Source organism: Micromonospora sp. NPDC047074 (assembly GCF_040643815.1).
Lineage (GTDB): Bacteria > Actinomycetota > Actinomycetes > Mycobacteriales > Micromonosporaceae > Micromonospora.
This window is the reverse complement of the sequence record NZ_JBEYVB010000019.1, coordinates 97,178-119,906: the sequence shown is the minus strand read 5'-3', so window position 1 is coordinate 119,906 and position 22,729 is coordinate 97,178. Positions and strand designations below refer to the sequence as shown.

General features: G+C 74.4%; 17 protein-coding genes and 1 pseudogene. 15 read left to right on the top strand and 3 right to left on the bottom strand.

Annotation, left to right across the window (positions count from 1 at the left end; translation table 11 throughout):
- Positions 1-95: 95 nt before the first annotated feature.
- Positions 96-4,694 (bottom strand): ATP-dependent helicase, encoded by a 4,599-nt coding sequence (locus ABZ809_RS22225; protein WP_357564483.1) that lies wholly within the window; start codon positions 4,692-4,694, stop codon positions 96-98.
- Between the two features lie 192 nt (positions 4,695-4,886).
- On the opposite strand from ABZ809_RS22225, the pseudogene ABZ809_RS22220 reads away from it, so the two are divergent.
- The 10 genes and pseudogenes from ABZ809_RS22220 to ABZ809_RS22175 form a co-directional block, all read left to right on the top strand.
- Positions 4,887-5,228, top strand: a pseudogene (locus tag ABZ809_RS22220) (hypothetical protein); the annotation flags it as partial.
- A gap of 459 nt (positions 5,229-5,687) precedes the next feature.
- On the top strand, positions 5,688-8,522 hold the full coding sequence (locus tag ABZ809_RS22215; RefSeq protein ID WP_357564475.1) for a Na+/H+ antiporter subunit A: 2,835 nt from the start codon (positions 5,688-5,690) through the stop codon (positions 8,520-8,522).
- Positions 8,519-8,998: a Na(+)/H(+) antiporter subunit C gene (locus ABZ809_RS22210; RefSeq protein WP_357564474.1), complete on the top strand. Its 480-nt coding sequence runs from the start codon at positions 8,519-8,521 to the stop codon at positions 8,996-8,998. Before ABZ809_RS22215 ends, ABZ809_RS22210 begins: the two co-directional genes overlap by 4 nt.
- A gap of 25 nt (positions 8,999-9,023) precedes the next feature.
- Positions 9,024-10,529 (top strand): Na+/H+ antiporter subunit D, encoded by a 1,506-nt coding sequence (locus ABZ809_RS22205; RefSeq protein WP_357564473.1) that lies wholly within the window; start codon positions 9,024-9,026, stop codon positions 10,527-10,529.
- Entirely contained in the window at positions 10,526-11,098 is a 573-nt protein-coding gene (locus ABZ809_RS22200; RefSeq protein ID WP_357564472.1) for a Na+/H+ antiporter subunit E, read from the top strand. Before ABZ809_RS22205 ends, ABZ809_RS22200 begins: the two co-directional genes overlap by 4 nt.
- 3 nt (positions 11,099-11,101) lie before the next feature.
- Positions 11,102-11,371, top strand: coding sequence for a monovalent cation/H+ antiporter complex subunit F (locus ABZ809_RS22195; protein WP_357564471.1), 270 nt, complete (start codon positions 11,102-11,104; stop codon positions 11,369-11,371).
- The gene (mnhG, locus tag ABZ809_RS22190) at positions 11,371-11,703 is read left to right on the top strand and encodes a monovalent cation/H(+) antiporter subunit G (RefSeq protein ID WP_357564470.1); all 333 of its coding nucleotides are present in this window, start codon (positions 11,371-11,373) and stop codon (positions 11,701-11,703) included. Before ABZ809_RS22195 ends, mnhG begins: the two co-directional genes overlap by 1 nt.
- 219 nt (positions 11,704-11,922) lie before the next feature.
- Positions 11,923-13,272 (top strand): hemolysin family protein, encoded by a 1,350-nt coding sequence (locus ABZ809_RS22185; protein ID WP_357564469.1) that lies wholly within the window; start codon positions 11,923-11,925, stop codon positions 13,270-13,272.
- Complete coding sequence (locus tag ABZ809_RS22180) at positions 13,269-14,333, top strand: hemolysin family protein (RefSeq protein ID WP_357564468.1); 1,065 nt, start codon at positions 13,269-13,271, stop codon at positions 14,331-14,333. Before ABZ809_RS22185 ends, ABZ809_RS22180 begins: the two co-directional genes overlap by 4 nt.
- 255 nt (positions 14,334-14,588) lie before the next feature.
- Entirely contained in the window at positions 14,589-15,509 is a 921-nt protein-coding gene (locus ABZ809_RS22175) for a sporulation protein (protein WP_357564467.1), read from the top strand.
- Between the two features lie 244 nt (positions 15,510-15,753).
- Here the strand turns inward: ABZ809_RS22175 and leuE are convergent, their stop codons facing one another.
- On the bottom strand, positions 15,754-16,422 hold the full coding sequence (gene leuE / locus ABZ809_RS22170; RefSeq protein ID WP_357564466.1) for a leucine efflux protein LeuE: 669 nt from the start codon (positions 16,420-16,422) through the stop codon (positions 15,754-15,756).
- The gene (locus ABZ809_RS22165) at positions 16,419-17,663 is read right to left on the bottom strand and encodes a bifunctional pyridoxamine 5'-phosphate oxidase family protein/GNAT family N-acetyltransferase (protein ID WP_357564465.1); all 1,245 of its coding nucleotides are present in this window, start codon (positions 17,661-17,663) and stop codon (positions 16,419-16,421) included. Before ABZ809_RS22165 ends, leuE begins: the two co-directional genes overlap by 4 nt.
- A 34-nt stretch (positions 17,664-17,697) precedes the next feature.
- Here ABZ809_RS22165 and ABZ809_RS22160 point away from each other — a divergent pair, with 34 nt between their 5' ends.
- The 5 genes from ABZ809_RS22160 to recA all read left to right on the top strand — a co-directional run bounded on the left by ABZ809_RS22160 (position 17,698) and on the right by recA (position 22,719).
- A complete protein-coding gene (locus ABZ809_RS22160) occupies positions 17,698-19,038 on the top strand; it encodes an aminotransferase class I/II-fold pyridoxal phosphate-dependent enzyme (RefSeq protein WP_357564464.1) in 1,341 nt (446 codons plus the stop codon).
- Positions 19,039-19,110: 72 nt separating this feature from the next.
- Complete coding sequence (locus ABZ809_RS22155) at positions 19,111-19,821, top strand: UdgX family uracil-DNA binding protein (protein ID WP_357564463.1); 711 nt, start codon at positions 19,111-19,113, stop codon at positions 19,819-19,821.
- Positions 19,822-19,981: 160 nt separating this feature from the next.
- Complete coding sequence (locus ABZ809_RS22150) at positions 19,982-21,283, top strand: MFS transporter (protein ID WP_357564462.1); 1,302 nt, start codon at positions 19,982-19,984, stop codon at positions 21,281-21,283.
- A gap of 4 nt (positions 21,284-21,287) precedes the next feature.
- Entirely contained in the window at positions 21,288-21,488 is a 201-nt protein-coding gene (locus tag ABZ809_RS22145) for a DUF3046 domain-containing protein (RefSeq protein ID WP_139583060.1), read from the top strand.
- 184 nt (positions 21,489-21,672) lie between these two features.
- Positions 21,673-22,719, top strand: a complete 1,047-nt coding sequence (gene recA, locus ABZ809_RS22140) for a recombinase RecA (protein WP_357564461.1) — start codon at positions 21,673-21,675, stop codon at positions 22,717-22,719.
- The last annotated feature ends 10 nt before the right edge of the window (positions 22,720-22,729 follow it).

Here is a 22,729-nt window from a genome sequence, read left to right as displayed (position 1 = left end):
AACGCCTCGAAGGCGCCGATCCGGTCCAGGGCACGGCGCGGCACGGCGGGGCGCGGTACGTCAGGACGGCGCGCGGCGGGACGGGGCGGCGTGCGTCAGCCGCGCAGGCGCAGGCCGCGCGGCGTGGTGCGGAAGCCGGCGGCGGTGAGGGCGTCGCGCAGCGGCGAGGAGCGCACCGCCTCGCCGTCGGCCCGCTCCACCGACATCGGGCCCAGCGCGCCGGAGTGGACCGCGTCGGCGAGCGCCTTGCCGGCCACCGCCAGCGTGTCGGCGTCGGCCGTGAAGGAGAGGATCGTGCGCCCGCCGCGTTCGACGTAGAGCACCAGGTCGCCGGCGACCTGCACCACCACGGCGCCCGCCTTGCGCCCCGCCCGGTGTCCGCTCGCCGGGGCGGGCCCGTCGCCCGAGTCGACCGCCCGTTCGGGCCAGGGCAGCGCCGCACCGTACGGGCTGGCCGGATCCGTTGCGGCGAGCACCAGGGCGGACCCCGCGCGCCCCCGCCCGCCGTCCGTGGGCTCGGCCAGGGCCCGGATCCGGTCCACCGCGCCCGGCACCGCGAACTGCGCCGCGCCCAGGCCCTCGACGAAGTAGCCCCGGCGGGCCGCGCCGCGCTCCTCCAGCGCGGAGAGCACCGGATAGACCGCAGCGAAGCCGCCCGCCACCTGCTCGGCCACCACCGCGCCCCGGGTCACCACGCCGTGCCGTTCGAGCAGCACGTCGGCCAGCGCCGCGGCGCGACGGGTCGGGTCGGTGTCGCGTTCCGGCAGGCGGGACCAGCGCCCGGCGACGGTCGGCGGCCCGCCCCGGCTCGGCAGGGCCACCCGGCCGGGTCGCCGGTAGCGGGTGCGCGGCGCGGTGGGGCGGGACTTGTGGGCCCCGCCGCCGCCGAGCACCGCCCGCAGCGGCGCCAGCGTGTCGTTGGTGAGGTGACCGGCCCAGACCAGGTCCCAGACGACGGCGGCCAGCGCGGCGTCGTCGGTCGCGCCGACCCGGTCAGACAGCGACCGGAAGAACAGCGCCTGCCCGTCGCCGAGCGCGTCCAGGACCGCGTCGTGCAGCGGGGTACGGGCGAGCGCCTCTTCGGGCGGGGCGAGCAGCAGCGGCGCGACGTCCGCGTAGGCGAGGGTGACCCAGCCGTCCCCGCCGGAGATCGCCCCGGAGCCGGCCCAGAGCACCTCCCCGCTGGCGCAGAGCTCGTCGAGCTGGGCGGGGGAGTAGTCGGCGACCCGGCCGGGCAGTACCAGCCGCTCCAGCGCCGACGCCGGCACCGCCGCACCCTGCAACTGCTCAACGGCGGCGGCCAGCGCCTCCACCCCCCGCGCGGACGAGCCCACCTGCTGCCAGCGGGGCAGGAACGCGGCCAGCGCGCGGGGCGGCACCGGCTCGATCTCCCGGCGCAGGGCGGCCAGGGAGCGACGACGCAGCAGCCGCAGCACCTCCGCGTCGCACCACTGGCTGCCGGCCGTGTCGGGGCTGAACTCGCCGGCGACGACCCGACCGGTGGCGGCGAGCCGCCGCAGCACCTGCTCCACCACGAACACGCCCAGCCCGAAGCGGGCCGCGCAGGTGGCGGCGGCGAACGGCCCGTGCGTACGCGCGTAGCGGGCGACCAGGTCGCCGAGGGGATCGGCCACCGGGGCCAGGTGCGCCTCCGCCACCCCGACCGGCAGGGCCACGCCGAGGGCGTCGCGCAGCCGGGCCGCGTCCTCGATGCCCACCCAGCGCTCCTCGCCGGCGACGCGCACCAGCAGCACCCGACGGGCCGCCGCCAACTCCGTGAGCCACCCGGGGGAGACGCCCCGCTCGGTCAGCTCGGCCTCGGAGAGGTCGCCGACCACGCGCAGCAGCTCGACCACGTCCTCCGCGTCGCGTGGGCGACGCTGCTCGGTCAGCCAGCGCAGCTGCCGCTCGGTTTCGGCCAGCACCACGGGGTCGAGCAGCTCCCGCAGGTCGACCCGGCCGAGCAGCTCGCCGAGCAGGGTCGAATCCAGCGCGAGCGCGGCGGCCCGGCGCTCGGCCAGCGGGGCGTCGCCCTCGTAGAGGAAGGCCCCGACGTAGCCGAAGAGCAGCGACCGGGCGAACGGCGACGGCTGGGGGGTCTCCACCTCGACCAGGCGCACCTTGCGGGCGGCCAGGTCGCGCATCAGCTCGGCCAGCGCGGGCTGGTCGAAGACGTCCTGGAGGCACTCCCGCGCGGCCTCCAGGGTGACGGGGAAGTCGGCGTACTCGCGGGCGACGTCGAGCAGTTGGGCGGCGCGCTGGCGCTGCTGCCACAGCGGCTGGCGGCGGCGCGGGTCGCGGCGGGGCAGCAGCAGTGACCGGGCGGCGCACTCCCGGAACCGGGAGGCGAAGAGCGCGGACGTGCCGACCGACTCCTCGACGAGCTGGACGATCTCCTCCGGCTCGAAGACCACCACGTCGGCCCCGGGCGGTTCGTCGGCCGTGTCGGGCAATCGGACCACGATGCCGTCGTCGGAGGGCATCACCTGGGCGTCCAGCCCGTAGCGCTCGGTGAGCCGCCGGCCGATCGCCAGCGCCCATGGTCCGTTGACCCGGGCGCCGAGCACGCTGTGCACCGCCAGCCGCCAGTCGCCCAGCTCGTCGCGGAACCGCTCGACCACCACCGTGCGGTCGTCGGGCAGGGATCGGGTGGCGGCGCGCTGCTCGCGCAGGTAGGCCATGAGGTTCCCCGCGGCCCAGTCGTCGAGCCCGCCGGCCCGCAGCGCGGCGATCGCCGCCCCGTCGTCCTGCCGCAGCAGGGCCCGGACCCGGGCGCCGATGGCTCGGCCCAGCTCGACGGGGCGGCCGAGCTGGTCGCCCTTCCAGAACGGCATCTTGGCCGCCTGCCCGGGCGCCGGGGAGACCAGCACCCGGTCGGGGGTGATCTCCTCGATCCGCCAGGACGACGAGCCGAGCAGGAAGACGTCGCCGACCCGCGACTCGTAGACCATCTCCTCGTCCAGCTCGCCGACCCGGGCCGCCCGCTCGGCTCCGGCCAGGAAGACTCCGAAGAGACCCCGGTCGGGGATCGTGCCGCCGCTGGTCACCGCGAGCCGCTGCGCGCCGGGGCGGCCGGTGAGCGTGTCGGTGGCGCGGTCCCAGACCAGCCGGGGCCGAAGCTCGGCGAACGCGGTGGACGGATAGCGGCCGGAGAGCATGTCGAGCACGGCGTGCAGCGCCGAGTCGGGCAGCTCGGCGAAGGGCGCCGCCCGGCGGACCAGCACGGCCAGGTCGCCGACCCGCCATGGCTCCAGCGCGACCATGGCGACGATCTGCTGGGCCAGCACGTCGAGCGGATTGCGGGGGTGGTGCAGCTCCTCGATGGCGCCGTCGGCCATCCGCTCGGCAACCACGGTGCACGACAGCAGGTCGCCCCGGTGCTTGGGAAAGACCACCCCACGGGAGACCGCGCCCACCTGGTGGCCGGCCCGGCCCACGCGCTGCAGCCCGGCGGCCACGCTGGGCGGCGCCTCGATCTGCACCACCAGGTCGACGGAGCCCATGTCGATGCCCAGCTCCAGGCTGGAGGTGGCGACCACGGCCGGTAGCTGGCCGGACTTGAGCGCCTCCTCGATGTGCTTGCGCTCCTCCCGGGAGACGCTGCCGTGGTGGGCGCGGGCGATCACCGGCGGCGCGCCGGACGCCCCGCCGGCCTGGGCCATCAGCTCCGCCGGCGCCCGGCCGACCCGCGGTGGTGGGGCGCCCGGATCGCCGCGCCGGGCGGGCCGCGCGGCCGTCGCGTCACCGGCCGGATCCTCGGCGGTCGCGCCATCGGCCCGATCCTCCGCGGCCAGCTCGTTGAGCCGGGCGCAGAGTCGCTCGGCGGAACGCCGGGAGTTGGTGAAGACGATTGTCGAGCGATGTGCCCTGACCAGGGAGAAGACGCGCTCCTCCACCGCCGGCCAGATCGACGCCCGCCGGGAGCCGAACCCACCGGGATCGTCCTGCGGCGACTCCTGCTCGTCGAGGCGGGTCATGTCCTCCACCGGGACCTGGACGCTGACCTCGATCGTCTTGGCGGCGGGCGGCGCGACCACGTCGACGGAACGGGCGCCGCCGAGGAACCGGGCGCAGGCATCGACGGGCCGGACGGTGGCGGAGAGGCCGATCCGCTGCGCCGGGGCGGCGAGCAGCTCGTCGAGCCGCTCCAGGGAGAGCGCGAGATGGGCCCCGCGCTTGGTGCCGGCCACCGCGTGCACCTCGTCGACGATCACGGTCTCGACGCCCCGCAGGGAGTCACGGGCGGCGGAGGTGAGCAGCAGGAACAGCGACTCGGGCGTGGTGATGAGGATGTCGGGCGGGGTGCGGGCGAAGGCCCGCCGCTCGTCGGCGGGGGTGTCGCCGGTGCGCATCCCGACGGTGATCTCCGGTGGGGCGACGCCGAGCCGGGTGGCGGCCTGCCGGATGCCCGTGAGGGGGGTGCGCAGGTTGCGTTCGACGTCGACCGCGAGGGCCTTCAGCGGGCTGACGTAGAGCACCCGGCACCGGTGCCGGGGATCGGCCGGGGCGGGCTCGCGGGCCAGCCGGTCGAGCGACCAGAGGAAGGCGGCAAGCGTCTTGCCCGAACCGGTGGGCGCCACCACCAGCGCGTTGCGCCCGGCCGCGACGGACTCCCAGGCGCCGGTCTGGGCGGTGGTGGGTGCGGCGAACGCGGCGCTGAACCATTCCCGGGTGGCCGCGCCGAAACCCGCCATCACATCCGTCACGCCATCCATCCTGCCCCGACCGTGTGACAATCGGGCCGCCATGCAGGGCCGATCTGCCGGATGATGGCAGATACGCGGTGGTTGTGCTGTTCGTTACGTTAAGTCTTACTTAACTGCTTGCTTGGGTAACACAACATAAAGTAACTTCACTCTGGGTGTCGACCGGGTGGAGGGGATCGGATGACCGTCGAGCAGCGGAGCTTCGAGCCCGGCACCGACGTGCTCATCCGAAAGGTCGACAGTCATCTCGCCGTCGTCCGCGCGGGCCTGTCCGGGCCGGAGTTGGAGCTGGCCGAGCGGCTCGCCGCCGCGCTCCGGGAGTTGGTGGTCTCCACCGCCCAGGCCAGCGCCGCCGATCGGGCCCAGGTTCGGGCCGCGGTGCACTACTTCGTGCTGCGCCGGGAAAGCCGGGGCCGCCTGCTGTCGGTGCGCTCCCTTGCCGCCGCCCACCGGGTGGTCAACAAGGTCGTGATCCAGCTCGGCCGTCCCGATCTGCTGGTGGAGCCCCGTCGCGACCGCCCGTCCCCGGACCCCGCCACCCCCACGACCGCCCTCCCCCCTGCCGGCATCCACGCGGCCGTCGTCCCCGCGGCCGTCGTCCCCGCCGCTGACGCCCCCGTCGCCTGACCCGCCTCCACCCCACAAAGGGCAACCCAGGCCCACCGGCACACCCCGGCCCCGCCGCGCCCGCACCCTCCCGGCCGCCGCCATCCCCACTCCCGCGATCTTGCACTTCGTGCCCCGCGGATGCCACGAATGACCCCTTTGCCCGGGCACAAAGTGCAAGATCGCGCGGGGGCGCGGGGGCGCGGGGGCGCGGGGGCGAGGGGGCGAGGGGGTGGGGAGAGGGAGGGGGAGGGATTGGGGGAAATTGGGGGGATTCGCGCAAAATGGCCCGCTGGGCGACGAACTGGCGTGTGATCGCATCAGGTGCCGTCCCACCTCCGGCGCGCGCCGCAGCAACCTCGACCGGGAGCGCGGGTGCTCGTACTGCTGATCCTCCACCTGGTGGCGGCCCTCGTGGCGCCGCTGCTCGTCCGGTGGTGGGGTCCGCGCGCCTGCTACCCGTTGGCGTTGGCGCCGGCGGCGGCGTTCGGCTGGGCGCTGGCCCGCACCCCCGCCGTCCACGACGGCGGCGCGGTCGTCGAGACGTACCCGTGGATCCGGCAGCTCGGGGTCGACCTGGCGCTGCGCCTGACCACCCTGTCCTGGCTGATGACCCTGCTGGTCGGCGGTGTCGGCGCGTTGGTCCTGGTCTACAGCGCCCGCTACTTCGGCCCGAAGCCGACCGGGGTGGCCCGGTTCGCGGCCGTGCTGGTGGCCTTCGCGGGGGCGATGCTCGGTCTGGTCCTCGCCGACGACGTGCTGCTGCTCTACGTCTGCTGGGAGCTCACCACGATCTTCTCGTACCTGCTGATCGGGCACAGCACCGAGCGGCGTTCCAGCCGGTGGGCGGCGGCGCAGGCGCTGACCGTGACCACGCTCGGCGGGCTGGCCATGCTGGTCGGGTTCATCATGCTGGGCGAGCACGCCGGCACCTACCGGTGGTCGGAGATCGCCGCCGGTCCACTGCCGGGCGGGGCGTACCTGGTCACGGCGGTCCTGCTGATCCTGACCGGGGCGCTGTCCAAGTCGGCGCTGCTGCCGTTCAGTTCCTGGCTGCCCGTGGCGATGGCGGCGCCCACGCCGGTGAGCGCGTACCTGCACGCCGCCGCGATGGTGAAGGCCGGCATCTACCTGATCGGGCTGCTCGCCCCGGTGCTGGCGAGCGCCGGCCCGTGGCGGCCGGTGGTGGTGGTCGCCGGCCTGGCCACCATGCTGACGGGCGGTTGGGCGGCGCTGCGGCAGACCGACCTGAAGCTGCTGCTGGCGTACGGCACGGTCAGCCAGCTCGGCCTGCTCGCGGTGGCGGTCGGGGCGGGCACCCCCGACACCGCCCTGGCCGGCGCGGCGATGCTGCTGGCCCACGCCCTGTTCAAGGCGCCGCTGTTCCTCGTCGTCGGCATCGTCGACCACGGCACCGGCACCCGCGACCTGCGGGAACTGTCCGGGCTGGGGCGCCGCGCCCCGCTGCTCGTCATCGTCTCGGTGCTCGCCGCCGCGTCGATGGCGGGCCTGCCGCCGCTTGTCGGCTTCGTCGCCAAGGAGGCGGTGCTGGCCGCCTTCACCGACCGGCCGGTCGTCCTCGCCGTGCTGGTGGTCGGCACCGCGCTCACCGTCGCCTACAGCGCCCGGTTCGTCTGGGGGGCGTTCGCCACCCGGCCGGGCGTGGAGCCGACCGTCCTGGGGCGGGTCCCCGCGTCGATGCTCCTACCACCGGCCCTGCTGGCCGTCGTCGGGCTGGTCGCCGGCCCGGCCGCCGGGATCCTCGACGGCCTGCTCCGCCCGTACGCCGAGCTGTTCGGCGTCGTCGGCGAGCACCTGGCGCTGTGGCACGGCCTCAGCCCCGCGCTCGGCCTCACCGCGCTCGCGGTGGCCGGCGGCGCGGCGCTGCACGCGCTGCGCGGCCCGCTCGCTCCGGCGCTGGCCCGGCTGCGCGCCCCGGTGGGCGGGAACCAGGGGTACGAGTGGCTCATCGGCCGCTTCGACCGGTTCGCCATCGAGGTCACCGGCGCCACCCAGCGGGGCTCCCTGCCCCAGTACCTCGGCGTGATCCTGGTCGTGCTCACCGTCGTGCCCGGCGGGGCGATGCTGGCCACCCGCCCGTGGCAGGACCGGATCGCCCTCTGGGACAGCCCGTTGCAGGTCGTGGTGGTGGCCGTGGTGACCGTCGCGGCGGTGCTCTCGATCGGCGCCCGCCGGCGGCTGACGGCGATGCTGCTGGTGGGCATGACCGGCTACGGCACCGCGATGCTCTTCGTGATCTACGGCGCCCCGGACCTGGCGCTGACCCAGTTCCTCGTCGAGACCGCGACCATCGCGGTGTTCGTGCTGGTGCTGCGGCGGCTGCCGGAACGGTTCTCGGCCCGCCCACGACGCAGCCGGTGGGTACGCCGCGCGATCGGGGCGGCCGCCGGCGTGGTGACCGGCGGGCTGGCCCTGACCGCCGCCTCGGCCCGGCAGGCGCCCACCATCTCCGACGCGTTCCCGGACCTGGCCCTCAACCAGGGGTACGGGCACAACGTGGTAAACGTGACCCTGGTCGACATCCGGGCCTGGGACACGATGGGTGAGTTGTCGGTCCTGGTGGTGGCCGCGACCGGCGTGGCCAGCCTGATCTTCCAGCGGTCCCGGACCGGGCCGCGCCCCCGCCGCCCCGAACCGTCGACGCAGGTCCAGCGGGCGGGCCACCCGGTCTGGCTGCGCGGCGGGGCCACCCTGCACGAGCGGCAGCGCTCGATCGTGCTGGAGGTGGTGACCCGGCTGGTCTTCCACACCGTGGTGGTCTTCTCCCTGTTCCTGCTCTTCTCCGGTCACAACGCGCCCGGCGGCGGTTTCGCCGGTGGCCTGGTGGCGAGCCTGGCGCTGGCCGTGCGTTACCTGGCCGGCGGTCGCTACGAGCTGGCCGAGGCCGCCCCGGTCGGCGCCGGCACGATCCTCGGCGCCGGCCTCTTCGTCTCGATCGGCACCGGGGTCGTCGCGCTGGCCGCCGGCGGATCGGTGCTCCAGAGCGCCCGGATCAACCTGTGGCTGCCGCTGGTCGGCGACTTCTACCTGGTCACGTCCCTCTTCTTCGACATCGGGGTCTACCTGGTGGTGGTCGGCCTGGTGCTCGACATCCTGCGCAGCCTCGGCGCCGAGGTGGACCGCAACATCGAGGCGGCCGGCGAGTCCGGTGGCGGGCTGCGGGTCGACCGGAACGGGGACCGGACGTGAGGACGGGCGTCGCGGGGCCGACGCTGGTGCTGGTCGTCGCCGCCGGGGTGCTGGTCGGCTGCGGGGTAACCCTGCTGCTGGAACGCAGCCTCAGCCGGATCCTGCTCGGCGTCATCATGCTCGGCAACGGGGTCAACGTGCTCATCCTGCTGGGCGGGCGCGCCGGGGCCGCCCCGATCGTCGGCACGGCGCCCACCGGCACCCTGAGCGACGCGCTGCCGCAGGCCATGGTCCTCACCGCCATCGTGATCACCTTCGGGTTGACCGCGTTCCTGCTGGCGGTGAGCTACCGCAGCTGGTATCTGACCGGCGACGACGAGGTGCCCGACGACATCGAGGACCGGCAGATCAGGCAGGCGGCCGAGCGCAACGAGGCCCTCGCCGCCGACCTCGGCGGCGAAGGCCCGAACGGCGACCCCGAGCAGGTGGACCCCGAGCCGCCGCGCCGGCCCCGGCCCGGGGGAGGCCCGGGATGACCGGGTACGCGGACCGGGGCGCCCGATGAGCAGGCTGTTGCCCCTGCCGGTGGTGGTGCCGCTGCTGGGCGCGGCGCTGACCCTGCTGCTGGCCCGGTGGCCGGGGGTGCAACGGGTGGTCAGTGTCACCTGCCTGAGCGCCACGCTGGCGGTGGCGGTGGCGCTGCTGGTGCAGGCGTACCAGCACGGACCCGTGGTGCTCCAGGTCGGCGGGTGGTCGGCGCCGGTGGGCATCGTGCTGGTCGCCGACCAGTTGGCCGCGCTGCTGCTGGTCGTCTCCTCGGCGGTGACCCTGTGCGTGCTGCTCTACTCCGTCGGCCAGGGGCAGGGGGACTTCGGCGAGACCGTTCCGGTGACCATCTACCACCCCACCTACCTGGTGCTGACCGCCGGCGTGACCAACGCGTTCCTCGCCGGCGACCTGTTCAACCTCTTCGTCGGCTTCGAGATCCTGCTGGCCGCGAGCTTCGTGCTGATCACCCTCGGCGGCACCGAGACCCGGATCCGCACCGGCTCGACGTACGTGGTGGTCAGCATCCTCTCCTCGATGGTCTTCCTCGCCTCGGTGGGCCTGGTGTACGCGGCCACCGGCACGCTGAACATGGCCCAGCTGGCGCACCGGCTGGACGCGCTGCCCGACGGCGTACGGATGAGCCTGCAACTGATGCTGCTGCTCGCCTTCGGGGTCAAGGCGGCGGTCTTCCCGCTGTCGGCCTGGCTGCCGGACAGCTACCCGACCGCGCCGGCCCCGGTCACCGCGGTCTTCGCCGGCCTGCTCACGAAGGTCGGCGTGTACGCGATCATCCGCACCGAGACGCTGCTGTTCCCCGGCGGCCAGCTCGCCGGGCTGCTGCTGGTGGTGGCCGGGTTGACCATGGTGGTGGGCATCCTCGGCGCGGTCGCCCAGTCCGACATGAAGCGGCTCTTCTCGTTCACCCTGGTCAGCCACATCGGCTACATGATCTTCGGGGTGGGGCTGAGCACCGTGGCCGGGCTCTCCGGCGCGATCTTCTACGTGGTGCACCACATCACCATCCAGACCACGCTGTTCCTGGTCGCCGGGCTGGTCGAGGAGCGGGCCGGCAGCACCGACCTGCGCCGGATCGGCGGGCTGGCCCGGGTGGCCCCGATGCTCGGCGTGCTCTTCTTCGTCCCGGCGATGAATCTCGCCGGCGTGCCGCCGTTCTCCGGCTTCCTCGGCAAGCTCGGCCTGCTCCAGGCCGGCGTCGCGGCCGGCGGGCCGCTGCCCGGGGCGCTCGTCGCGGCGGGGACGGTGACGAGCCTGCTCACCCTCTACGTGGCCTCCCGGGTGTGGAACATCGCCTTCTGGCGCGCCCCCCGGCTGGCCACGACCGAGCCGGTCGTCCGGCTGCCCGCGCTGATGGTGGGCGCGACCGTCGCGCTGGTCGTGCTCGGGCTGACGCTGACCGCCGTCGCCGGGCCACTGTTCGACGTCACCGCCGACGCGGCGGCGGACCTGCGCGAACGCACCCCGTACATCCGCTCCGTGCTGCCCGGCGGTGATCCGTGACCCCGGAATCCGGCTCGCCGCCGCGCGGCCGGGTGCGGCGGGACCGGCTGATCGCGTACGGCTGGCTGGTGCTGGCCTGGAACCTGCTCTGGGGCGACTTCTCCTGGGGCAACCTGGCGGCCGGGCTGCTCGTCGCCGGGGCGGTGCTGCTGTTCTTCCCGCTGCCGCCGGTCTCCTTCGGCGGCCGGCTGCGGCCCGGTGCGCTGCTGGTCTTCGCGGCGCGCTTCGTCGGCGAGCTGGTCAGCGCCAGCGTGCACGTCGCCGGGGTCGCGGTGCGGTTCGGCTACCAGCCCCGGGGCGCGATCATCGCGGTCCGGCTGCGCGTGCGCACCGACCTGAACCTGGCGCTCACCGCCGAGGCGATCTCGCTGGTGCCGGGCACGCTGATCGTCGAGGTGGACCGGGACGCCGGGATTCTCTACGTGCACGTCTTCGACGTGCACGGGCCGCAGGACCTGACCGGCAGCCGGCGGCGGATCCTCGCCGTCGAGCGGCGGCTGGTCCGCGCGGTCGGCTCCGCCGCCGAGGTACGCCAGGTGAGCACCGATCCCGTCGAGAGGGGACCCTGACCCGTGACCACGTTCCTCGCCGTCGTCCTGACCGCGTTGTTCTCGGTGACCGCGCTGCTCGCGCTGATCCGGCTCTACCGGGGGCCGTCCCTGATCGACCGGGTGGTCGCCGCCGACATGCTGCTCGCCACCATGGTGGGGGCGGTCGGCGCGGAGGCCGCGGTGAACCGGCACGCCACCACGCTGCCGGTGCTGGTGGTGCTGTCCATGCTCGGCTTCGTCGGGTCGGTGTCGCTGGTCCGCTTCGCCGTCCGCGAGGACGGGGAGGCCTGATGCCGGGCACCGTGGCCGACTGGCTCGCCAGCGCTTGCCTGGTGCTCGGCGCCCTGCTGAGCCTCGCCGCCGGGATCGGGGTGCTGCGCTTTCCGGGCACGCTGGACCGGATGCACGCCGCGACCAAGCCACAGGTGCTCGGCGTGCTGCTCCTGCTGGTCGGCCTGGCGCTGCGCTTGCGGACGCCCGCCGACCTGGGCATGGTGGCGCTGGTCGGGGTCTTCCAGTTGGCCACCGCCCCCGTCGCGGCGCAGATGATCGGGCGGGCCGCCTACCGCTCCGGCCGGGTGGACCCCGCCACGCTCGACGCCGACGAACTCGCCGGCCGCTGAGGCGTACGGCACCCTCCCGCAGCCGTTGGGCAGACACTCCGGTGCATCTCCGGCGAACGGGACGTGGTGGGGCCTTCCACACACCCTCAGCGAACATCCAGCCGATCTCGATAAAATGACCCGCATGATCGACTCTTCTGCCCAGGAGGGCAGCAGTAGCAAGCCGGGTCCTGCCCGGCGTATCCCGACCCCGACGTCCCCGGGAGCCCTGAGCGTCCCGTGTTGATCGTCGTTGGTCTTCTCTTCATCATCGTGCTGACCGCGGCCACGGGTTACTTCGTGGCGCAGGAGTTCGGCTACGTCGCCGTCGACAGGGGCAAGCTCAAGCAGCTCGCCGACGACGGTGACAAGGCCGCCGCCCGGGCGCTGGAGGTGACCGGACGGCTGTCGTTCATGCTCTCCGGCGCCCAGCTCGGCATCACCGTCACCGCACTGCTGGTCGGTTACGTCGCCGAACCGTTCCTCGGTGCCGGGCTGGCCGAGCTGCTCGGGGTCGCCGGTGTCTCCACGGCGGTCAGCCTGCCCCTCTCCGTCGCCCTGGCCCTGGTCATCGCCACCATCGTGCAGATGGTCCTCGGCGAGCTGGCCCCGAAGAACCTCGCCATCGCCCGGCCCGAGCCCCTCGCGAAGGCCCTGAGCCGCTCCACCCTGATCTACCTCAAGATCGCCGGTCCGCTGATCAAGCTCTTCGACCGGGCCGCGGTCCGGCTGCTCCGCCGCATCGGCATCGAGCCGATCGAGGAGCTGCCCAGCGGCGCCACCCCGGAGGACCTGGAACAGATCATCGCCGAGTCCCGCCAGGAGGGGCACCTGACCGCCGAGATGTCCACGCTCCTCGACCGGGGGCTCGACTTCCGCCAGCTGACCGCGGGCGAGGCGATGGTGCCCCGCGTCGACGTGCACACCGTACGCGCGCACGAGCCGGTCAGCCGGGTGGTCGAGCTGCTCGACACGGGCAAGTCCCGCTTCCCGGTGCGCGGCGCCGAGGGCGTCGACGACCTGGTCGGCGTCGTCGGCATCGCCGACGTGCTCGGCGTACCCCCGGAGCGGCGCGCGACCACCCCGGTCAGCGCCGTCGCCGGCCCGCCGCTCCTGGTGCCGGAGACGCTGCCGCTGCCGACGGTGCTGGACCGGCTCCGCTCCGGCCACCGCCAGCTCGCCTGCGTGGTCGACGAGTACGGCGGCTTCGCCGGCGTGATCACGCTGGAGGACATCGCCGAGGAACTCGTCGGCCCGATCCGGGACGAGGACGACCCGCCGGAGCGGGCCCCGGCCCGGCAGGAGGACGGCTCCTGGGTGGTGCCGGCGCGCTGGCGCATCGACGAGGTCGCCGACAGCACCGGCATCGCGCTGCCCGAGGCCCCGGAGTACGACACGCTCTCCGGCCTGGTCATGCGGGAACTGGGGCGGGTGCCCGAGGTCGGTGACCGGCTGGAGATCAGCCTGCCGGCCGACGGCGAGGACGGCGAGGTCGAGCCCCGTGCCCTCGTCGAGGTGCTGGCCGTCGACCGGCACGTGGCCGACTCCGTCCGGCTGCGGATCGCCGAGCCCGGGGAGGTGTCCGCATGAGCCCCGGAATCGCGCTCTTCACGTCGGTGATCCTGCTGGCGCTGAACGGCTTCTTCGTGGCCGCCGAGTTCGCCCTGGTGGCCAGCAAGCGCTACCGGCTGGAGCACGCAGCCGCCGGTGGCGGCCGGGCCGCCCGCGCCGCCCTGGAGGGCGTACGCGAGCTGTCGCTGATGCTGGCCGGCGCGCAGCTCGGCATCACCCTGTGCACCCTGGGGCTCGGCGCGCTCGCCGAACCGGCGATCGAGCACCTGCTCAGCCCGCTGCTGCACGCGGTCGGGCTGCCGGACGCCGCGAGCCACGTGATCGCGCTGATCTTCGCGCTCAGCGTCGTCACCTTCCTGCACCTGGTGGTCGGCGAGATGGCGCCGAAGTCCTGGGCGATCACCGACGCGGAGCGCTCGGCGGTGCTGCTGGCTCTGCCGTTCCGCGCCTTCGCGCGGGTCGCCCGGCCGGTGCTGTCGGTGATGAACGCGTTGGCCAACGCCATGCTGCGGCTGGTCAAGGTCAACCCGCAGGACCAGTTGGCCCAGGTGCACGGCCCGGACGAGCTGCGCATGCTGCTGGAACAGTCCCGCGAGCACGGGCTGCTGGGCGTCGAGCAGCACCAGTTGCTGACCAGCATGCTGGAGTTGCAGGGCACCACGGTGGCGCAGGTGATGGAACCGTTCGACCAGATGGTCACGGTCCACCGCGACGAGGGCGCCGACCGGATCGAGCAGGTCAGCCGGGACAGCGGTCGGTCGCGGCTGGCCGTGCTGGACGCGAACGGCGACGTCTGCGGTCTGGTGCACGTCCGGGAGGCGGTACGCGCCACCACCACGGGTCGTACGGCCACCGCCGGCGAGCTGATGACCAGCACCTTCACCCTGCCCGCCGCCATCTCGGTGACCGACGCGGTGGCGGAGATGCGGGCCCGGCAGTCCCAGCTCGCGCTGGTGCGCAACGGCGGCGGGCCGACCAGGCCGATCGGCTTCGTCGCGCTGGAGGACCTGTTGGAGGAGGTCATCGGCGAGTTCGACGACGAGACCGACCCGGTGCCGCGCGGGCGGCGGATGAGATGAGACCGGATGGGTGGCCGCTCTTCGCCGAAGTCGGGGCGGCCACCCGCCGGGTCCGCGAAGATGGGGGTGGCTCCACGCGCGAGGTCCGCGAATGGGGGTGGCTCCACGCGAGGCCCGCGGCATGGGGGTGACCCCAACGTGCTAGGTCCGCGACCATGGGGTGCCCCACGTGCGGGGCCCGCGTCGAACGGGGCGGTCCCGCCGGGCGGGGCGCGCGGGCGGCCGAGCCGACCCGGCGGTTGACGGGGGAGTGCCGTGCGGTTGACGGGGGTGTCACCGGAGTCCGGCTGGACCGGCCTGTCCGTGCGGACGGCCCTGGCCAACCCGAGCACCCGCCCGGGGCTGCGGTTGCCGGGGCGGGTCACCGTGATCGCCGGCTCCACCGACGTACCGGTGCTGCACGTCCGGCTCGGCCTGGTCACCACGGCCGAGCCGGACGACCCGGAGGCACCTCGTCGCCTGGTGCAGTTCCACGAGGCGACGGTGGCCGACAGCTTCGTGCTGCGGGCCGGGCGGGGCCGGTCGATTCCGTTCGAGTTCCCACTGCCGTGGGAGACCCCGGTGACCATCCTGGGCGGGGTGCCCGTGCTCAGCCTGCGGATGGGACTGCGTACGGAGGTGGCGGTCGAGCCCCGGCTCGACCAGGGCGCGATGGTGCCGGTCTTCGTCCACCCGCTGCCCACCCAGGCGCACATCCTGGGGGCCCTCGACACGCTCGGCTTCAGCCTGCGCCAGGCGGGCCTGGTCGACGGTCGGCTGCCCGCGGTGGCGCAGACCCTGCCGCTGCACCAACGCCTGGGCTACTGGGTGGCGCCGCTCTACGCCGGGCCGATCACCGAACTTGAGCTGATCTTCGTCGCCGACCCGGCCGGCCTGGAGATCATCTTCTGGATGGACCGGCGGCTGGCCCTGGCCGGGATCACCCACCAGAGCATCAGCCGGTTCCGGGTCTGGCACGTGGGCGCCGACCGGCGGGACTGGGTCGCGACCGTGGACGGCTGGCTGCGCGAGGCGATCAACCGGCACGCCGCTGCCGCCGCCCACGCCGACTGGTCCGCGACCATCTCCGAGTCGGCGCACGTCAGCCGCCCGCCGGACGAGCCGATCCGCCCCGGCTTCGGCCTGGGCGGCACGGCCGGCGGAGCCGGCGTCGGCGGCTCCGGCGACGGCACCTAACCCCCACCCTCCGCCCCCCACCCTCCCGCCCCACCCTCCCGCCCTCCCGGTCCCCTCGGCCCTCTCGCCCGCGATCTTGCACTTTGGGCCCTCACTAAAGGGACTTACCGCCCATAACGGGGGTCAAAAGTGCAAGATCGGCGCTGACGGGGGCCGAAAGTGCAAGATCGCGGGGCGGGGCGGGGCGGGGCGGGTGGCGTGGGAGGGAGGGAGGGGGGCAGGGGAAGGCGGGAGTGAGTGGGGGTCAGACCGAGGCGGTGGCCAGTTTGATGCTGAAGCCGAGGAAGAGGGCGGCGACGGCGGTGGTGGCGCCGGCGGCCATCCGGCGGCGCCGGCGGAACTGGGCCGCCAGGAACGTGCCCGCGAAGATCAACGCCGTCAGGTAGAGCGCGCTGGTGGCCTGGGCGATCAGCCCGAGCAGCAGGAACGACAGGGCCGGCCAGGCGTAGCCCGGGTCCACGAACTGGATGAAGAACGAGACGAAGAAGAGGATCGCCTTCGGGTTGAGCAGGCTGATCACCAGCGCCTTGCGGAACGGGCTGCGCATCGCCGCCGGCTCCGCGGCGTCGATGAGCCGCGGCGTGGTCGGGTCGTTGCGCGTCCGCCAGCGTCGCCACGCGCCGCGCAGCATCGTCAGCCCCACATAGCCGAGGTACGCGGCGCCGACGTACTTGATCATGAGGAAGATCGGCGGGTACGCCCTGACCAGCGACGCCACGCCGGCGGCGGAGAGGAACATCAGCACCCCGTCGCCGACGAAGACCCCGGCGGCGGCCCGGTAGCCGGCCGGCACGCCCCGCTGCGCGGCGGTGGAGAGCACGAAGAGTGAGTTGGGCCCGGGCAACAGAACGATTGCCACGGTGCCCAGGACGTACGTCCAGATGTCGGTGATGCCCAGCACGCCCGCCATCATGGGGCCGCCGGTGCCGCCCGGCGAAGCTTTTCCCGCAGCGTGACCTGTGCGTTCGGCCACTCGTCGATGGTCATCGAATACTGCACGGTGTCCCGCCACGAGCCGTCCGGCCGGATCTTGTGCATTCGCAACACCCCCTCGCGGGTCGCGCCGAGGCGCTCGATCGCCCGCTGCGAGCGCTCGTTGCGGATGTCGGTGTGCCAGACCACCCGCGCCGCGCCCAGTTCCTCGAAGGCGTGGGTCAGCAGCAGCAGCTTCGCCTCGGTGTTGATCCCGGTACGCCACCACGGCCGGCCCAGGAACGTGTACCCGATCGCCACGGCGCGGCGCTCCGGGTCCACCTCGTAGAAGGAGGTGGTGCCGACCACCGCCCCGGTCACCGCGCAGCGCTGGACCCACGGCACCCGCTCGCCCCGCCGGTGAGCGGCCAGCGCCGCGCCGATCTGGGCGCGCATCCCGGCCGGGTCGACCGGTGCCGGGCTGCCCAGGTGCCGCCAGACCTCCGGGTCGGCGGTCGCGGCGTGCAGCTCGTCGGCGTGGGCCAGGTCGAGCGGCTCCAGCAGCACGTGGTCTCCGCGCAGCACCGCCGGGTCGAGCCACGGCGAGGTCTCCTGACGCAGGTACGCCGGCACCGGCGCGGTCACGCCGGCGTCGGGTTCGGGCAGCCCGGCGGTCAGCCGCAGTGGCAGTACCCCGGCCCAGTGCGGCAGGTCCAGGTCGGCGGGCTCCTCGCGTACGCCGCCGGTGCGGGTGCGGACCGACACCTCGCGCAACGGCAGGGCCAGTACGGCCGTCTCGGCCAGCTCCCGGCGCGACGGCGGGCGGCTGTCGGCGCTGCGCCCGGTGCCGACCTTCTCCACCAGGGCGGTCAGCATCCGGAGCTTCTCCCGGTCGTCGGTGACCAGCCGCGCGGTGCCGTGCGCGACCACCGAGCGGTAGTTGGCGCTGTGGTGGAACTGCGAGCGACCGTAGACGAGGCCGTCGAGCAGGGTGACCGCGACGCAGACCGGCAGCCCGTCGCCCCGGGCGGCGAGCAGCGGCCGGCTGCCGGTGGAGCCGTGCAGGTAGAGGGTGTCGTCGATGCGGACGTGCAGGGTCGGCAGCACCCGGGGCTCACCGCCGACGGTGAACCCGAGCGCGCAGTCGTACGCCTCGTCGAGGATCGCGTGGGCGGCCCCGGTGTCGTAGCTCATCCGTTCCCGGGAGCGGCTGGCGGTGGTCCGGTCGGTGGGTGCGTACATCGTTCGACCTTTGTTCTAGTACAATCCCTGATTTGTGTCAGCACGCTATCAGGCCACCGGTACGACGGCCGCCGGGATTTCGGCCAGCATCGAGTCGGGCATCCGCTCCGCCGCCCTCGTTCCCGGTGACACGTTGCCGCCGGTGCGGGAGCTCGCCGCCCAGCTCGCGGTGAGCCCGGCCACCGTCGCCCGGGCCTACCAGGACCTGCGCCAGCGAGGGCTGGTGGTCACCGCCGGCCGGCACGGCACCCGGGTCCGGCCCCGACCGCCGGTGGCGGCCCGCCGTTCCGCCCTGCGCCCGCTGCCCGCCCCCGGCCTGCGCGACCTCTCCCGGGGCGAGCCGGACGTGCGGCTGCTGCCACCGCTGGGGACGCACCTGGCCGCCCTCGCCGTGGAGGCCGGCTCGCCGGTCGGCTACTCCGCCGCCGGGGTGCTGCCCGAACTGGCCGAGGCGGCCCGCGAGCGGCTGGCCGCCGACGGCGTACCGGCCCGGGACCTCACCATCACCGGCGGCGCGCTGGACGGCATAGAGCGGCTGCTCGGCGCGCACCTGCGACCCGGCGACGCGGTCGCGGTGGAGGACCCGGGCTGGGCCAACCTGCTCGACCTGGTCGCCGCGCTCGGGCTGCGGCCGATCGGCGTACCGGTCGACGACGACGGCCCGCTCACCGGCGGGGTCCGGGCCGCGCTCGCCGCCGGTGCCCGGGCGCTGATCGTGACCAGCCGGGCGCAGAACCCCACCGGCGCGGCGATCTCGGCCGAGCGGGCGGGGGAGCTGCGCGCCCTGCTCGCCGGCCGGTCCGACCTGCTGCTGATCGAGGACGACCACGCCGCCGAGCTGGCCCGCGTACCGCTGCATCCGCTCGTCGGGGCGACCCCGACGTGGGCCTTCGTCCGCTCGGTGAGCAAGCCCTTCGGCCCCGACCTGCGGCTGGCGGTGCTGGTCGGCGACGAGACCACGGTGGCCCGGGTGGCCGGCCGGGCCCGGGTCGGCGCCGGCTGGGTCTCCACCGTGCTGCAACGCCTGGTCCTGGCGCTCTGGCGGGACCCCGCCGTGGCCGGGCTGGTGGACCGCGCCGCCGGCAGCTACGAGCGGCGGCGCGGGGCGCTGGTCGACGCGCTCGCCGGCCACGGCCTCGTCGCCCACGCGCGCAGCGGCATCAACGTCTGGCTGCCGGTCGACGACGAGACCAGCGTGCTGACCGCGCTGCGTGACGCCGGCTGGGCGGTCGCGCCCGGCGCGCTCCACCGGATCGCCGGCCCGCCGGGGCTGCGGATCACCGTCAGCGGGCTGGACGAGCCGGAGATCCCGGCGCTGGCGGCGGCGGTGGCCCGGGCGGTCCGCCCCGTCCAGCCCGGCGGCTTCACCGCCTGACCGTGGCCGTGCCGACGGCCGACCGGCGGGCCCCCGCGCGTGTTTCCGACCACACCGGGTAGAAAAGTCGCCATGGCCGAGCAGACGCAGACCGAGACCGCGCCGGGCGCGCAGAAGTTCATCCCGCCGGGGGCCGACACCCTCGACGACCTGCGGGCCGCCGCTGCCGGCTGCCGGGGCTGCGAGCTCTACCGGGACGCGTCGCAGACCGTCTTCGGCCGCGGCGACGCCGGCGCCCGGCTGGTCTTCGTCGGCGAGCAGCCCGGCGACATGGAGGACCAGAAGGGCCTGCCGTTCGTCGGCCCCGCCGGCCGGCTGCTGCGCCGGGCCGTCGACGACGCGGGGCTCGACCCCCGGCACATCTACCTCACCAACGCGGTGAAGCACTTCCGTTTCGAGCAACGCGGCAAGCGGCGCATCCACCAGACCCCGGACCGGGTGCACATCACCGCCTGCCGGCCCTGGCTGGTGGCCGAGTTCGCCCAGCTGCACCCGGAGGTCGTGGTGGTGCTCGGCGCCACCGCCGCGAAGGCCCTGCTCGGCCCGACGTTCCGGGTCACCCGGCAGCGGGGCGAGCTGCTGCCCTGGCCGCAGGCGGCCCAGCACCCGGAGGACTTCCGGCGGGTGCCGGTGGACGCGAGGGGCGGCGTCGCCGACGCGCCACCGGCGCGGCTGCTGGCCACCATCCACCCGTCCGCCGTGCTGCGCGCCGACGACCAGGACAGGGCGTACGAGGGGCTGGTCGCCGACCTCGCGGTGGTCGCCCGCGCCCTCGCCGGCTGAGCGGCCGGTCCCGGCTCGGCGGCCCTGGGTGGGGCGGATCCACAGCGGCGCGACCGAGATCATCGGCCGGGGCCCCGCCTGTAGGGAAACCGACTGCCCGGGCCCGGGGCGGGTGCGCGAGGATGGGCCAGAAACCACCCTGACCTGGAAGGATCCGCTGATGGCCACCGAGCTCGTCGCGCCGCTCGCCGGGCCCGGTGTCGCGCCGATCCAGCGGCGTACCCTGCGGCTGCTCTTCGGCACCCAGATCGTCGGCGGGATCGGGGTGACCATCGGCGTCGCCGTCGGGGCGCTGCTCGCCTCCGCCGTCGCCGGCACCGCCGTCGCGGGTCTGGTGAGCAGCGCCGCCGTGGTGGGCGGTGCGCTGCTCGCCGTGCCGATCACCCGGATCATGGCCGGCCACGGCCGGCGGCCGGGCCTGGTCGTGGCCTACCTGACCGGCGCGGCCGGCGGCGGGCTGGTCGTCCTGGCCGCGGTCACCCGCTCGGTCCCGCTGCTCTTCCTCGGCATGCTCCTCTTCGGTGGGGGCAGCGCGGCCAACCTCCAGGCCCGCTACACCGCGGTGGATCTCGCCGCCCCGGCGCGCCGGGGCCGGCAACTCTCGTTGATCGTCTGGGCGACCACCATCGGTGCCGTCGCCGCGCCGAACTTCGCCGCGCTCGCCGACCGCGTCACCAGCGGCTGGGGCCTGCCGGCGCTGGCCGGCCCGTTCGCGTTCAGCGCCGTCGCGTTCGTGCTGGCCGGCGGGGCGATCCTGGCGTTGCTGCGACCGGACCCGCTGCTCACGGCACGCCGGCTGGCGGCGGCCACCGTCGCGGCCGGCAGCCCGCCGGCGCCGCCCGCCCGGCACGGTGCGGGCATGCGGGCCGCCTGGGCGGTGGTACGCGTGCTGCCCGCCGCCCGGCTCGGCATCGTCGCGGTGGCGGTCGGCCACCTGGTCATGGTCGCGGTGATGGTGATGACCCCGGTGCGCCTGCACGAGTGGCACGACGACGCCGACGTGCTGCGGGTGGTCGGACTCGTGCTGAGCCTGCACATCGCCGGCATGTACGCCCTCGCCCCTCTGGTGGGTTGGCTCACCGACCGGGCCGGCCGCCGCGTGGTGATCCTCGGCGGCGTCGGCCTCCTGCTCGCGGCGTGCGCGGTCGCCGGCACCGCCGGGCACCACACGGCCCGGCTCTCGGTCGGGTTGTTCCTGCTCGGCCTGGGTTGGTCGGGGACGATGGTCGCCGGCTCCACGCTGCTGTCGGAGTCGGTGCCGGTGGGGGTCCGGCCGAGCGTCCAGGGGCTCTCCGACCTGACCATGGGACTGGCCGGCGCCGCCGCCGGGGCGGTCAGCGGGTTCGTCGTGGAGGCGGCCGGATATCCGGTCCTCACCATGCTCGCGGCGGTCGCGGTGGTGCCCCTGGTGACGCTAGCGTTGCGGCCGGTGCCGGCGGGTGCACCGGACGAGGAGGAGTGATCACGTGCGGTTGACCGACTTCTGGGCCCGGCTGGAGGAGGCGTTCGGCCCCGGCTACGCGGCCAGCATCGCCCGCGACCAGGTGCTCTCCCAGCTCGGTGGCCGGACCGTCGAGCAGGCCCTGGCGTCGGGTGAGCAGACCCACGTGGTGTGGCGCGCGGTCTGCGCCGCCTATCCCGACCGGGTGCCCGCGCGGTTGCGCTGAGCAGCGGTTGCGCCGCTTCCGCGTGTCGCTTGCCGGCTCGTACACCTGTTCGGCTATTGTCCACAGCGGGGTGCTTGTCCACAGCTCACGGCCGGTCGGCTGGTTTTCTGTCGGACCCAGCGCCTAGCGTGTCCGCGTGACGCGAAGCTCAGGAAAGACGCCGGCGAAGGCAGGGGTGGCAAACATGGCCGCAGGGCCCGACCGGGAGAAGGCACTCGACCTTGCTCTCGCTCAGATCGACAAGCAGTTCGGCAAGGGTTCGGTGATGCGACTGGGGGAGCGGCCGGTCGTCCAGACCGCCGTCATCCCCACCGGGTCGATCGCGCTCGACGTGGCGCTCGGCGTGGGCGGCCTGCCGCGCGGCCGGGTCGTCGAGATCTACGGGCCGGAGTCCAGCGGTAAGACCACTGTCGCGCTGCACGCGGTGGCCAACGCCCAGCGGGCCGGCGGCATCGCCGCCTTCATTGACGCCGAGCACGCGCTCGACCCGGAATACGCGAAGGCCCTCGGCGTCGACACCGACGCGATGCTGGTCTCCCAGCCCGACACCGGCGAGCAGGCGCTGGAGATCACGGACATGCTGGTCCGCTCCGGCGCGCTCGACATCATCGTGATCGACTCGGTGGCCGCGCTGGTGCCGCGCGCCGAGATCGAGGGCGAGATGGGCGACAGCCACGTGGGTCTCCAGGCCCGGCTGATGAGCCAGGCGCTGCGGAAGATCACCGGTGTGCTCAACAACACCGGCACCACGGCGATCTTCATCAACCAGCTCCGCGAGAAGATCGGTGTGATGTTCGGCAGCCCCGAGACCACCACGGGTGGTCGGGCGCTGAAGTTCTACGCCTCGGTCCGGCTCGACGTGCGTCGCATCGAGAGCCTCAAGGACGGCACCGACGTGGTCGGTAACCGCACCCGGGTCAAGGTCGTGAAGAACAAGGTCGCCGCTCCGTTCAAGCAGGCCGAGTTCGACATCATGTACGGCAAGGGCATCTCCCGCGAGGGCTCGCTGATCGACGTCGGCGTCGAGCAGGCGATCATCCGCAAGTCCGGCGCCTGGTACACCTACGACGGCGACCAGCTCGGCCAGGGCAAGGAGAAGGCCCGCGAGTTCCTCCGGGAGAACCCGGACGTCGCCGCCGAGATCGAGAAGAAGATCCTGGAGAAGCTCGGCGTCGGGGTCGGCGCAGGCGACGCCGCCGGTGGCCCGGAGCTGCCGCCGGTCGACTTCTGACCGGTCCCTG